Raw genomic sequence first — 13,742 nt, forward strand, 5'->3', positions numbered from 1 at the left:
TCATCGCCTAAAGTTACAAAAATTCTGCAAAACAGGCATCATCAGCATCGAATAACAAATAAATCATACAATCTATCATGTAAACAACGGCAACAGAAGCATATGTTGAAATAAATGCTTAACTTTGCAAATATATACAACCTAATATATTTTACTACTCATCAGCCAATGAAAGTAATGAAATTTGGCGGCACGTCGGTAGGCACGATAGAAAGCCTGCGCAACGTGAAAGCCATTGTCGAAAGTTGCGACGAACCGGTGGTGGTAGTGGTGTCGGCGCTTGGCGGCATCACCGACCAGCTGATTGCCACCGCACGGCTGGCTGCGGCAGGTGACATAGCACATCTTGAAAGCTACGCGCGCATCGTAGAACGTCACCGCCAGGTGATTGACGGTATAGTGCCCGAAGCGTTCAAGCTGGAAGTGCTCTCGATTGTCAACCCGCTGCTTGAGGAACTTGGCAATATCTATCGCGGTGTAAGCCTTATCCGCGACCTGAGCCAGCGTACCCTCGACATTATCGTCAGCTACGGCGAGCGCATATCATCGGTAATCGTATCGCGCGTAATTGAAGGTGCGGTACATATCGACAGCCGCACTTTTATCAAGACGGTAAAGCAATGGGACAAGCATGTACTCGACAATGACGCCACACAACCTCTGATTCACGAACGATTCGACAATCTTAATGCAAAAGTGGTAGTCGTCCCCGGCTTTATAGCCAGCGACGCAGAAGGCAATGTCACCAATCTCGGCCGAGGCGGCTCAGACTACACCGCGGCAATCATCGCGGCAGCTCTCGATGCCCGAGTGCTTGAGATTTGGACCGATGTCGACGGATTCATGACCGCCGACCCGCGCGTAATCTCCGGCGCACTGGTAATCGACCGACTGTCGTTTACCGAAGCGATGGAGCTATGCAACTTCGGAGCCAAGGTCATCTATCCTCCCACTATCTATCCTGTATTCCACAAGAACATACCTATAGTAATCAAGAATACCTTCAACCCGTCAGCCGCAGGCACATGGATCAGCGAGCAGGAGCCGTCGCCGGAGGGCAAAGCTATCAAGGGTATCAGCTCAATCAACGATACATGTCTTGTCACCATCAAGGGCCTCGGCATGGTAGGCGTGATAGGTATCAACTCACGGATATTCAATGCTCTGGCGCAAAACGGCATATCCGTGTTCCTCGTAAGCCAGGCCGCTTCAGAGAACAATATCTCGTTTGCCGTGCGCAACGCCGACGCCGACCACGCCATACAGGTGCTCAATCAAGAGTTTGCCGCCGAACTTAAGAGCGGCACACTGAGCGAGATTGTAGCCGAACCCAATCTGGCCACCGTAGCCATCGTAGGTGAGAACATGAAGCACACCGGCGGTATCGCGGGAAAGCTATTCAATGTTCTCGGACGCAACGGTATTAGCGTCATAGCCTGCGCTCAAGGAGCATCCGAAACAAACATATCCTTTGTAATCGAGCATGACGACCTGCGCAAAGCGCTCAATGTAATCCACGACAGTTTTTTCTTATCTGACACTCAGGTCTTAAACCTGTTTGTTGTCGGTACAGGCAATGTGGGGCGACATCTGCTGTCGCAAATCCACGCCCAACAGGAAAACCTGCTGGAAAACAAGGCTTTGCGGCTACGCATAGTTGGCATTGCAAACTCACGTAAATGTATCTTCGACCGCGAAGGCATCGACATAGACCGGACTGATTATCTGCTTGAGAACTCGACAATCGACGCGACTCCGGAGAATCTCAAAAAGGAGATAATCGGTATGAATATCTTCAACTCTGTGTTTGTCGACTGCACGGCAAGCCCAAAGATTGCGGAACTATATTACGACCTCCTCAGCCACAACATCAACGTTGTGGCTGCCAACAAAATCGCGGCATCGGGCGATTACGAGGGCTACCGGCGCATGAAGCGCGTGGCCCGAAAAAAAGATGTAAAGTTCCTGTTTGAGACCAATGTAGGGGCCGGACTTCCGATTATCAACACCATCAACAATCTCATCAACTCGGGCGACAGGATACTGCGCATAGAGGCGGTGCTCAGCGGCACTCTGAACTATATATTCAATGTGCTCAGTCCGGAAATACCCATGAGCCGTGCGATAGAAATGGCATGTGAGGCAGGCTATGCAGAGCCTGACCCACGCATCGACCTGAGCGGACGCGATGTAATGAGAAAACTCGTGATACTTGCGCGTGAGGCCGGTTATCCGACTTCGCAAGATGATGTCGAGTGTCGTCTGTTTCTGCCGGAATCGTGTTTCGAAGGCTCAATTGATGACTTCTTCACCAAAGTAAAGGAGCTCGACGGCATGTTTGAGAAAATGCGTGCCCAGGCCGAAAAAGACGGAGAGCATTTCCGATTTGCAGCCGTGCTCGACCATGGCAAAGTAAGCGTAGGTCTGCGTACTGTCGACTCGGCCCACCCCTTCTACCATCTAGAAGGGAGCAACAATGTTATTCTGCTCACTACTGAACGGTACAACGAATATCCTATGGTGATAAAGGGATATGGAGCCGGAGCCGAAGTGACCGCCGCAGGAGTTTTCTCCGACATCATCGGCATCGCCAACATACGCTGATCTACTGTTTTTTACCGACAATATCTATTCTGAAAGTTAAATGAAGCATATAATAATACTTGGCGACGGAATGGCCGACGAGCCTGTAGAAAGCCTCGGAGGGCTGACTCCCCTTGAGGTTGCCGACACTCCGTCGATGGACAGGCTTGCCGGGATGGGGCGTTCGGGCTTGCTCGCCACCGTACCGCCGGGCTTTCATCCCGGAAGCGAAATCGCCAATATGGGTGTCCTTGGCTATGACGTGCGCACCTCGTTTGAAGGACGCGGAGTGCTTGAGGCCGCGAGCATGGGCATAAATGTGCCCGAGGGCTGGATGGCCATGCGCTGCAATCTGATATGCATAGCCGACGGAAATATCAAAAACCACTCGGCCGGGCATATATCGACCCAAGAGGCGACAGAACTTATTGACACCCTCAACCGTGAGCTCGGGAGCGAGAGTGTGAAATTTTATCCCGGCGTTTCATACCGTCATCTGCTACTTATACGTGATGCCGACAAACGGATAGAATGCACACCTCCGCATGATGTACCCGGCACTCCGTGGCAAACAGTAATGATAAAAGCCACTCACCACGACGCCACGGATACAGCCGCGCTTATCAACGACCTCATCATAAAATCGCAAAAGATATTGGCGGAACATCCCGTCAACCTCGTCCGCGCCCGCGACGGGAAAGATTGCGCCAACAGCATATGGCCATGGTCGCCCGGATACCGACCGTCCATGGAACCGATGAGCACCAGATTCGGTATAAAGAACGGTGCAGTCATTTCAGCCGTCGACCTTATTTTCGGAATAGGAGTCTATGCCGGTCTGCGTCCGATACATGTCGAGGGGGCCACGGGACTCGCCGACACCAACTACGAAGGGAAAGCCCGGGCAGCCATAGACGCTCTGCGCTCGGGAGCCGACTTCGTGTTTCTCCACATCGAGGCAAGCGACGAGGCCGGCCACGAAGGCGACATTGAGTTGAAAAAGCGTACCATCGAGTATCTTGACCGACGCATAGTAGCCCCGATAATGGAAGCCGCCGACACTCTTGACGAGCCGCTCTCAATAGCAGTGCTCCCCGACCATCCTACCCCATGCCGTCTGCGCACGCATACATCTGATGCGGTACCGTTCATAATATACCATCCCGGCGAAACTCCCGACAGCGTAACTTCCTACTCCGAAAGAGCCGCAGCCGACGGATTGTACGGACTGATGAAGAGCACCGATTTTATAGAAGAATTCTTAAAAGTATAATTATTTGTCAATATAATGCGCTATGATGTACTATAGCACCAACCATTCCTCTCCAGATGTGACACTGCGCGATGCCATCGTACACGGTCTTGCCCCTGACCGCGGCCTGTACATGCCCGAACGCATTCCATCGATACCCAAAGCCTTTTTCCGCCATATCGGCGAGATGTCACTACATGAGATTGCCTATGTAGTGGCCAATACACTCTTCGGCGATGATGTCGACTCTGAGGAGTTGCGCAATATCGTGGCCGACACCCTCGGCTTCGACATACCACTGCGCAAGGTCGACGACAACCGCTACGTGCTCGAACTGTTTCATGGCCCGACACTTGCATTCAAGGATGTAGGCGCCCGATTCATGGCCCATATGCTCTCGCACTTCCACAGCAAGGAGAAGAGCACAGGAGATGTCAATGTGCTTGTGGCCACATCGGGCGACACGGGAAGCGCCGTAGCCAACGGATTCCTCAATGTGCCGGGCGTAAGAGTCTTTGTGCTCTATCCTTATGGAAAGGTAAGTCCAATCCAGGAGGCACAGTTCACCACTCTGGGCGGCAACATCACCGCTATTGAGATCGACGGCACATTCGATGACTGCCAGTCGCTCGTAAAATCGGCATTCATCGACGATGAGCTTAACAAAGCCATGCACCTTACGTCGGCCAACTCTATAAATGTGGCGCGCTTCCTGCCTCAGATGTTCTACTACTATCATGCATACGCACGCATGGTGCAAGAGGGTGTCGACCCCGAACAGATAGTAGTGGCAGTGCCGAGCGGCAATTTCGGAAACATATGCAGCGCCCTTATAGCCAAACGCATGGGTCTCCCTATCAAGCGCTTCATTGCCGCAAACAACCGCAACGACGTGTTCCTGCGCTATCTTAACACCGGAGAATACAATCCAGGCGCCTCAATCCCGACCATAGCCAATGCAATGGATGTAGGCGAACCGTCAAACTTCGCACGTATACTCGACCTCTACGGTAACGACCATGCAGCGATAAAGGCTGATATATCGGGATGCTCCTACACCGATGACCAGATTCGCTCGACCATGCGCGAGGTGTATGACTCGACCGGATATATCCTCGACCCTCACGGAGCCACCGCGTGCCGCGCTCTCGGCGAGCAACTGCTCCCCGGCGAGAAAGGCATATTCCTGGAGACAGCCCATCCGGCTAAGTTCAAGGATACGGTAGAGGATGCTATCGGTGCGCGCGTACAGATACCATCACGTCTGGCGGCATTCATGCGTGGCGAAAAATCCACAGTGCGCCTGTCACGCCAGTTCCCGGCGTTCAAGAAATTCCTGCTCTCACAGATACAGTAATCGCCCATATATACAAAACAATCACTGCCGCATTGCATACATGCCGTCCTTGTCAGACAGCTGTAGCAACGCGGCAGTAGTATATCTATACCCGTGCCCGTTCAGGATATGTAGCTGCGGAGGCGCATTGCGGCATACTGCATAAGCCGTGAGTCGGACACAAGGCACTCATCTGCAATCTGTGCGGCAAACGGCATACGTCCGAGCAACCGGAGGCAAAGCACATCGACAGCCTCGACCGATGGCGCTGAGGCTACCCAGCGCCTCGCTTCATCAATGGTGAACTCCTCGGCGGGCATAATCATCGGAGCGAGGAGCACACTCTCGCGCGTAGACACATTGGCCCATAATTCACGCGCCAGCACGGCATCATATCCGATGTCGGACGCAATCTCCTTAAGCTGTGGAAGATTCACTCCGAAAATCACTCGATACTCTGCACCGGCACGACGCAGGGTGTCGGCCACTATACCGTTGCGCATCGCATAGAAGCGATGCTTTATCGCCTGCAGTGGGGATTTATCGCCGTCCATCAGTCAAATACTTTGTCCCAGTCTTTCCATACCACTTCATATCCGAGCGAGCGTATGTCGGCGGCCACATCGGCCGGAGTGCGCTCATCGCTCACGGAGAATTGTTCCAGACTCTGTGGATTGACGGCATAGCCTCCCGGATCAGTCTTGCTGCCGGCGCTCATCGATGTGACCCCAAGCTGCATCATATTATTGCGGAAATCAGTGTTCTCGCGCGTGGAATAACTTATGTCGACATCATTGTCGAATATGCGGAAGGCAAATGTAAGCTGAGCGAGCTCGCGGTCGCTCATAACCACATTGGGCTGGAAACCGCCCTTGGAGGGACGCATGCGCGGAAAGTTCACGGAATATTTAGTCTGCCAGTAATTTTTACGCAGATACTGAAGATGACGCGCCATCATGGTGACATCGGTGCGCCAGTCTTCGAGACCGATAAGCACGCCCATGCCTATTTTGTGGACTCCGGCCTGTCCCATCCTGTCGTATCCGTTAAGGCGCCAGTGGTAGATTGACTTCATGCCTACAGGATGGTACTTCTTATAGTTCTCCTCATGGTATGTCTCCTGGAAACATACCACTCCGTTCAGCCCCGAATGGGTAAGGCGCTCGTAATCCTCGGCTTTGAGTGGCATCACCTCGATGGTGAGATTGTTGAAATACGGACGGCACGTACGCAATGCCTCCTCAAGATAGTCTACTCCGGCACGGGCGGGATTCTCGCCTGTGACAATCAGCAGATTCTCAAACGGACCGAGACGTCGTATGGCCTCGCACTCACGGCGTATCTCATCCATGGTGAGAATCGTGCGTTCGAAAGGATTGTTATGATTAAATCCGCAGTACACACATCCGTTGGCACATGAGTTGGTGATGTACAGCGGTATATACATACTGATAGTCTTGCCGAATCTCTCCTGTGTTATCCGTCGGCTTATCTGAGCCATGTCTTCAAGATAAGGAGCGGCTGCCGGAGAAATCAGCGCCATAAAATCGTCGACATCGGGATGCGTTTTCCCAAGCGCAGTCTCCACATCGGCCGCGCGCTTTGACGCGATACAACGAGTGGTTTCATCCCAGTCGTATTTTTTTATTTCATCGTAAAACATATTATTACACTGCCGCATAGCGGGAATCCCATAGTCAAAAAGGGCGCCTATGCTCAATGCAAAGGTAGTACTTATTACTCATATTTCATAATATAGCAACTACACACGTGTGCTCAACGCCTGGAAATCACGGTCAAACGTGCTGCTGTCAATCGCCTTGGCACGTATCTTCGCCCGATATGCATATATGGTGTTGGGAGAATACCCCAAGAACTCGGCCATTCTGGCTGTGTCGGTAAGGCCTATGCGAGTAAGAGCGGCTATGCGGAGTTCCGGCATCAGGCGTCCGTCGGCAGGAATCACATACTGCTCGTCGGGACGCAATATGGTGTTGAGATCATCGACAAATGTAGGATAAATCTTCAGGAAAGTACTGTCGAAAATTCCAAACATATCGCGGCGCTGCTCGTCGATATAATTTCCTGATTTAATGATATTGAATAGTTCCTCAAACTGTCGTGCGGCAAGTTTGCGCTTCACCGTACGTGACAGTTCGGATATACGGCGCATTGATATCGAGCATACTCTGAGGAAATTGGCCAAATACAAGCGTCTGTCGTCCTGAAGCCGCAATACAATATCATGCTCTTTCCTCATATTCTTAATATATCGCCTGTAGCGCAGCAACATCACCGTCATGACCAGAAGAAGAAGCACCATCATGCCGGTAATGACCCACAGCAGCATATAATTGCGGCTCCACTGGCTGCGATAGGCCTTATCAATAATCATCAGCGACTCGCCCACGAGATCGGAATGATACCCCATACCATAGGAAGCATTGGTAAGTGCAACCGAAAGATAAGAGTGGGCGCGGTCGATATCTCCCCTGTTGTACAAGAGATGTCCCAGACGCTGGAGAGACATGCCTTCCCTGTCGCCACGAAGGGTCTCGCTCAATGCTCCATGCAGCGTATAATAAAATTCATCCTCGTCATTACCCAGAGAGGCACTTATGCGCGCCATCAATTCGGCGCCTCGCCCATACAAAGCATCAGTAATATCAGTACGTTCAAGAAGTTCATTTCCAGAAATCATCGCCGCCGAGCAATTTCCGTCGAAGTAAAAACGACACGCTTCATGAAAAAGCCATTCGGGTGATTCCGGCGGATAATACCGCATGGCATGCTGTCGATAGGAATCAGCTTTGGCTCCATATTTCTCACTAAGCACAGGCAATGCCATTGCCCGATCTGAAATAATGGTATACATATCGGCGGCACCATCGTAATATTCACGCTTCCATTCGCTTGGCAACTCCTCGGCATCAACTGACTCAAATATCAGTATCGCCTCGCGCTCAAGATCGACAAGAGGAAGAATGGCGGCCAGCGCCATACGGCTCCGGAATATCAGCACACTGTCACTGAGCGAGTAGGCATCCGCAGAGGCCCGTCGCAGATAGATTATAGCCGAGTCGGCACACAGTGATTTATATTTTTTTGCAATATCTATATAGCCGGCCGTACGCTCGAACGGAGATGACGAAAGATTCATCACCATAGAGTCTATCTCCGATGTACGTCGCATTATGTAAGTATCCCTCTCGTCAATAGCGCTGTCAAGCCTTTCAAGAAGTTCTTCTGCCGTATGCGGCATATCACGATAAGACGCCCCCAGAATTGTTCCAGGAGCAATACACCATATGAACGAGATGGCAAGAAAGATTAATGTACGTAATGTTACAGCGTGCAAATTACAATAAGGTTAAGACGAACGAATAAAGTATCTATCAATAAACGCATCCTACATCAGAATACAAGCGATAGAACCGCATTTGAATACACAATCACGAATTCATTAACAATTGCAAAGATATTGAACTTTAATATATGCCACAATTTATTTAATAAACTTTTGCGCAACTATTCATTTATTAGCATGTCATCAAAAACTGTGGCACAGCATTAATCGTCACACATGTATTTTTTAACAAATTTTCAGACTGCGTACCGTTGATATCTCTATTCAATATGTCGATGGTCATCGTCCTCCTTGACGCCATCATCCCCGTCGGGCGACGACATGTCATTATGATGTCTCGAACGCATATGTCGCAATTGAAGCGTATTAAGGTATTCATCGTAATATGCAAGCAACAGCGTAGTCAGCGGCAACGCTATGATGAGGCCGAGGAAACCGAGCAAAGTGCCCCATATCGACAATGACAGAAGGATAATGGCCGGATTAAGCCCCATAGCCTTACCCATGATTTTAGGAGTCAGAAACAGGTCTTGTATCGCCTGCACGACACAGTATACAGCCATACACTCCCAAAATATCGTCCAGAAATCCACACCCTGGTCGACCGAACATACCAGACAAAGAAATATAGTCGGCACCAACGATATCAGTTGGAGATACGGCACCATGTTGAGCAACCCGATAAACATACCGAGCACGACAGCCAGAGGCATACCGATAATCAGAAAACCGATGGTAAAGAGCACGCCTACACAGAATGCCACAAGAGCCTGCCCGCGAAAATAATGATTCATCGAGCGCTGTATGTCATTGCCGATACGGAACACTGTCTTGCGCCATGCCGGAGGCACCATATGATGGAGACTCTTACTTAGACGCTCGTAATCAAGCATGATAAATATCACATATAGAAACACTATAAACCAGCTGAGCAATCCGACAATCATGCTTATCCCGCTCGTGAGCACCGACCAGGTATGGAATGCGGCACTCTCCAGCAATTTAATCTGGTCTTCACGTGTAAGCAGACTTGACAAGTACTCGAAATCCACATAATTGCGGATGAATTCATGAAGCCAGTCGGGCAGAAACGGTATGCTTACCTGCGACTGCGAGTATACCTTAAGCAGATGAGCCATATGGGCCATCTCTGAAGTTATCATAGGGATAAGCATGTAACAGAGCAGACCAAAAGCCAGTGTAGCCTCGAAAAGAGTGATAAAGATAGCCGCCACACGCCCCTTGAGCCTGAGAAGCTCGCGGTTGAACTGAACAAACGGCTCAAATATGTAAGCGATAAGGGCTGCCACACAAAATGGCAGAAGCACACCGCGCAGACGGTATATCAGCCATACCGCGGCACATACCACTATAGTAGTGATTACCAGCCGCACTACGCGGTCGAATGTATATGGTCGGCTCGTACTCATGTCTATATATTTTCGGTTATTACACCTGCTGTATTTTGTAAAATAATGTTACGAAATTAGCTAATTTTTCCGTATTCCGCTCATTTTTGTGTAAATTTGTTCCCCGAAAATCAAAACCAAATCATTACAACATATCAAATGGCTATTTTAACTAATGTGGCGGAAGCATCCGCCAGAGCGCTAAACGACAAGACATGGGCAAGATGGACAGCGCTCATACTCATCGCCTCGATGATGCTGTTTGCCTACATGTTTGTCGACGTGATGTCGCCACTGCAGTCTCTGATAGAGACACAGCGCGGCTGGTCGCCCGACGCATTCGGCTACTATGCCGGCGCGGAGTATATACTCAACGTGTTCGGATTCCTGATTCTCGCCGGTATCATTCTCGACAAAATGGGAGTGCGCTTTACCGGTACTCTCTCGGCATCGCTTATGGTGGCCGGAGCGTGCATAAAGCTGTATGCAATCAGCAATCTATTCCAAGGCACAGCTCTTGAACTGTGGCTGAGCTCGTGGTGGACATCAATGCCAGGAAGCGCCAAACTCGCGGCCTTCGGATTCATGATATTCGGATGCGGATGTGAAATGGCCGGCATTACCGTTAGCAAGGCTATTGCAAAATGGTTTGAAGGAAAAGAGATGGCTCTGGCCATGGGCCTGGAGATGGCAATCGCCCGTATCGGCGTATTCGCAATTTTCTCGATTTCTCCCCGTCTGGCCGAATGGATTAGCCCCCAAGACCCCTCGGTAGTTCCTCCTGTGGCTTTCTGTACCGCCCTTCTCTTTATCGGCCTCATATCGTTTATGGTATTTACCGTGATGGACAAAAAACTTGACGCACAGCTCGGAGCAAAGGCTCTGGCCAACGATGAGACCGCTGAAGAGGAATTCAAGCTCTCCGATGTGGCAAATATCTTCGGCTCGCGCCTGTTCTGGATTATCGCAATGCTGTGTGTGCTCTACTACTCTGCGATTTTCCCCTTCCAGCGTTATGCCGCCAATATGCTCCAGTGCAATCTCGGTATCGACGCCACTACAGCTTCCGATATATTCCGCTGGTTCCCCATCGGAGCGGCTGTCCTCACTCCGGCCCTCGGCTATTTTCTCGATCGTAAGGGTAAAGGCGCAACAATGCTGATACTCGGCGCTCTGCTTATGATTGTGTGTCATCTCACCTTTGCACTCGTGCTACCCAAGTATCCCACAGAGTGGCTTGCATTCAGCGCTATCGTGCTCCTCGGCATCTCATTCTCGCTCGTGCCGGCTGCCCTATGGCCTTCTGTCCCCAAGATTATGGACAAGCGATTCCTCGGCTCGGCCTACTCTCTTATCTTCTGGGTACAGAATATCGGTCTATCGCTCTTCCCCATCCTTATCGGCGTAGTGCTTACAGCCTCCAATCCCGGAGTTACCGACCCGATGAAGTATGACTACACCAACCCGATGCTGCTCTTCGCGTCGCTTGGAGTGCTTGCCCTTATATTCGGTCTCTGGCTCAAAACTCTTGACGCCAAGAAGCACTACGGACTCGAATTGCCCAATATATCTGACGACAAGGAAGAGAAAATATTCGAAGAAGAGGGACGCACCCAGGAATAATACTCCGCATCCGGGAATGCAACCGTCAACCGGCTGATGTTCCCGTCCCATCCGACAAGCTGATTCAGCCATAATACAACTCCCGCCGCCCGGGCTAATATCGGACGGCGGGAGTTTTGTTATATAATCCTATGATTTAATGATATCCCAGGCCAAGAAGCAGTCTCACCGGATAACAAGCCTTGTCTGCGCACGGGATAATACGATAAGGAGCCGCATCACGACAATGCGATGCGGCTCCTTGGATATTGTACCCGAACGGTAATTAATCTTTATTGGCGCGCTTGCGCTCAAGTTCGTCAAGGATAATCTTACGCAGACGAAGATGATGGGGGGTCACCTCCACATATTCGTCCTCCTTGATGTATTCAAGCGCCTCTTCAAGACTGAACACCACTGGGGGCACAATCTTGGCTTTGTCATCGGCACCGGAAGCGCGCATGTTTGTGAGCTTTTTAGATTTGGTGACGTTGATTACAATGTCGCGGTCCTTGGCGCTTTCACCCACTACCTGACCGGCATATACCTCTTCCTGAGGGAAGATGAAGAAGCGTCCGCGATCCTGAAGTTTATCGATTGCATAAGCATATGCGGTACCGGCCTCCATGGCAATCAGAGAGCCATTGGTGCGACGCTCTATGTCGCCCTTCCAGGGCTGATATTCAAGGAAGCGGTGGGCCATGATAGCCTCGCCGGCCGATGCGGTGAGCACATTGTTGCGCAGACCGATTATACCTCGCGAGGGTATATGGAATTCGATATGCAGACGATCGTTCTGTGTAGTCATGCTTACCATTTCGCCCTTGCGGCGTGTAACCATGTCGATAATCTTGCTTGAGTACTCTTCAGGCACATTGATTGTGAGCAATTCGACAGGCTCGCATTTGCGACCGTCAATCTCTTTGATGATAACCTGAGGCTGACCTACCTGCAGCTCATATCCCTCGCGGCGCATTGTCTCTATAAGTACCGAAAGATGAAGCACACCACGTCCGAATACGGTCCACACATCCTCGTGGTCGGCTTTTTTCACACGCAGAGCGAGGTTTTTGTCAAGTTCGCGAGTAAGGCGCTCAGCGATATGACGCGAAGTGACATACTTGCCGTCGCGGCCGAAGAAAGGCGAGTCGTTGATTGTAAACGACATCGACATTGTAGGCTCGTCAATGGCTATACGTGGCAGAGGCTCGGGATTGTCGGGAGTAGTAACGGTATCGCCGATTTCAAATCCCTCAAGACCTACGAGCGCGCATATGTCGCCGGAACTTACTTCGCTTACACGCTTGCGGCCCATTCCTTCGAAAGTATGTAGCTCTTTGATACGCTGCTTTACAACAGTGCCGTCGCTTTTACACAGGCCGATATCCATACCTTCACGCAGTGTGCCGCGATGTACACGACCCACAGCGATACGGCCTACATAGTTGGAGTAGTCGAGCGATGTAATAAGCATCTGAGCGTCGCCCTCAAGAGTCTTGGGCGCGGGTATATATTCGATTATCGCGTCGAGCACCGCGGTAATGTCGTCGGCAGGCTTGCGCCAGTCGGTCGACATCCAGCCCTGCTTTGCCGATCCGTATATTGTGGGGAAGTCAAGCTGGTCCTCAGTGGCGTCGAGATTGAACATCAGGTCGAACACCATTTCCTGCACCTCGTCGGGACGACAGTTGGGTTTGTCGACTTTGTTGACCACAACTACCGGTTTCAGGCCCATCTGTATGGCTTTCTGTAGCACAAAACGGGTCTGTGGCATCGGGCCTTCAAAGGCATCTACCAGCAGCAGACAGCCGTCGGCCATGTTGAGCACACGCTCTACCTCACCACCGAAGTCGGCGTGTCCCGGAGTGTCTATAATGTTGATTTTTGTGCCTTTATAGTCTATCGAAACATTCTTTGATAGAATCGTTATGCCTCGTTCTCGCTCCAGGTCGTTATTGTCAAGTATAAGCTCTCCCGCATTCTGGTTTTCGCGGAAAAGGTGGCCGGCAAGTAGCATCTTGTCGACAAGAGTAGTCTTGCCGTGGTCAACATGGGCAATGATAGCAATGTTTCTGATGTTCTGCATGTGTCGTTGTAAATGTTTCTCTTCAATTCGGGCGCAAAGTTACAAATTTTCGGCCAATGCTCGCTCCATTCCGGATAAAATGATTCAAAAAGAGGGACGGTCACATC

9 protein-coding genes are annotated in these 13,742 nt (G+C 50.7%); 4 read left to right on the forward strand and 5 right to left on the reverse strand.

Going from position 1 to position 13,742, the window contains the following annotated elements:
* Positions 1-168: 168 nt before the first annotated feature.
* Genes thrA through thrC form a run of 3 tightly spaced genes read left to right on the forward strand, consistent with a single transcriptional unit; the run spans position 169 to position 5,192 of the window.
* A complete protein-coding gene (thrA, locus tag ADH68_RS02295) occupies positions 169-2,604 on the forward strand; it encodes a bifunctional aspartate kinase/homoserine dehydrogenase I (RefSeq protein ID WP_068959975.1) in 2,436 nt (811 codons plus the stop codon).
* A gap of 40 nt (positions 2,605-2,644) precedes the next feature.
* The gene (locus ADH68_RS02300) at positions 2,645-3,856 is read left to right on the forward strand and encodes a cofactor-independent phosphoglycerate mutase (protein ID WP_068959974.1); all 1,212 of its coding nucleotides are present in this window, start codon (positions 2,645-2,647) and stop codon (positions 3,854-3,856) included.
* A gap of 22 nt (positions 3,857-3,878) precedes the next feature.
* Positions 3,879-5,192, forward strand: coding sequence for a threonine synthase (thrC, locus tag ADH68_RS02305; protein WP_068959973.1), 1,314 nt, complete (start codon positions 3,879-3,881; stop codon positions 5,190-5,192).
* Between the two features lie 101 nt (positions 5,193-5,293).
* Here thrC and ADH68_RS02310 read toward each other — a convergent pair whose 3' ends face one another.
* From ADH68_RS02310 to ADH68_RS02325, 4 genes are all read right to left on the reverse strand, one after another.
* Positions 5,294-5,725 (reverse strand): DNA alkylation repair protein, encoded by a 432-nt coding sequence (locus ADH68_RS02310; RefSeq protein ID WP_068959972.1) that lies wholly within the window; start codon positions 5,723-5,725, stop codon positions 5,294-5,296.
* Positions 5,725-6,834: a 2-iminoacetate synthase ThiH gene (gene thiH, locus ADH68_RS02315; protein ID WP_068959971.1), complete on the reverse strand. Its 1,110-nt coding sequence runs from the start codon at positions 6,832-6,834 to the stop codon at positions 5,725-5,727. Before thiH ends, ADH68_RS02310 begins: the two co-directional genes overlap by 1 nt.
* Before the next feature lie 99 nt (positions 6,835-6,933).
* The gene (locus ADH68_RS02320) at positions 6,934-8,433 is read right to left on the reverse strand and encodes a DUF6377 domain-containing protein (protein ID WP_068959970.1); all 1,500 of its coding nucleotides are present in this window, start codon (positions 8,431-8,433) and stop codon (positions 6,934-6,936) included.
* Positions 8,434-8,798: 365 nt separating this feature from the next.
* Complete coding sequence (locus tag ADH68_RS02325; protein WP_068959969.1) at positions 8,799-9,968, reverse strand: AI-2E family transporter; 1,170 nt, start codon at positions 9,966-9,968, stop codon at positions 8,799-8,801.
* Between the two features lie 156 nt (positions 9,969-10,124).
* Here ADH68_RS02325 and ADH68_RS02330 point away from each other — a divergent pair, with 156 nt between their 5' ends.
* The gene (locus tag ADH68_RS02330) at positions 10,125-11,570 is read left to right on the forward strand and encodes an MFS transporter (protein ID WP_370015448.1); all 1,446 of its coding nucleotides are present in this window, start codon (positions 10,125-10,127) and stop codon (positions 11,568-11,570) included.
* A gap of 265 nt (positions 11,571-11,835) precedes the next feature.
* Here the strand turns inward: ADH68_RS02330 and typA are convergent, their stop codons facing one another.
* Entirely contained in the window at positions 11,836-13,635 is a 1,800-nt protein-coding gene (gene typA / locus ADH68_RS02335; RefSeq protein ID WP_068959968.1) for a translational GTPase TypA, read from the reverse strand.
* Positions 13,636-13,742: the final 107 nt, after the last annotated feature.

It is taken from the genome of Muribaculum intestinale (assembly GCF_002201515.1).
Lineage (GTDB): Bacteria > Bacteroidota > Bacteroidia > Bacteroidales > Muribaculaceae > Muribaculum > Muribaculum intestinale.

Bases quoted from the DNA above. Each gene is read 5' to 3' on its own strand.
- thiH (WP_068959971.1), bottom strand. From the start codon at position 6,834: ATGTTTTACGATGAAATAAAAAAATACGACTGGGATGAAACCACTCGT.
- ADH68_RS02300 (WP_068959974.1), top strand. From the start codon at position 2,645: ATGAAGCATATAATAATACTTGGCGACGGAATGGCCGACGAGCCTGTA.
- ADH68_RS02310 (WP_068959972.1), bottom strand. From the start codon at position 5,725: ATGGACGGCGATAAATCCCCACTGCAGGCGATAAAGCATCGCTTCTAT.
- ADH68_RS02325 (WP_068959969.1), bottom strand. From the start codon at position 9,968: ATGAGTACGAGCCGACCATATACATTCGACCGCGTAGTGCGGCTGGTA.
- thrA (WP_068959975.1), top strand. From the start codon at position 169: ATGAAAGTAATGAAATTTGGCGGCACGTCGGTAGGCACGATAGAAAGC.
- thrC (WP_068959973.1), top strand. From the start codon at position 3,879: ATGATGTACTATAGCACCAACCATTCCTCTCCAGATGTGACACTGCGC.
- typA (WP_068959968.1), bottom strand. From the start codon at position 13,635: ATGCAGAACATCAGAAACATTGCTATCATTGCCCATGTTGACCACGGC.
- ADH68_RS02320 (WP_068959970.1), bottom strand. From the start codon at position 8,433: ATGCCGCATACGGCAGAAGAACTTCTTGAAAGGCTTGACAGCGCTATT.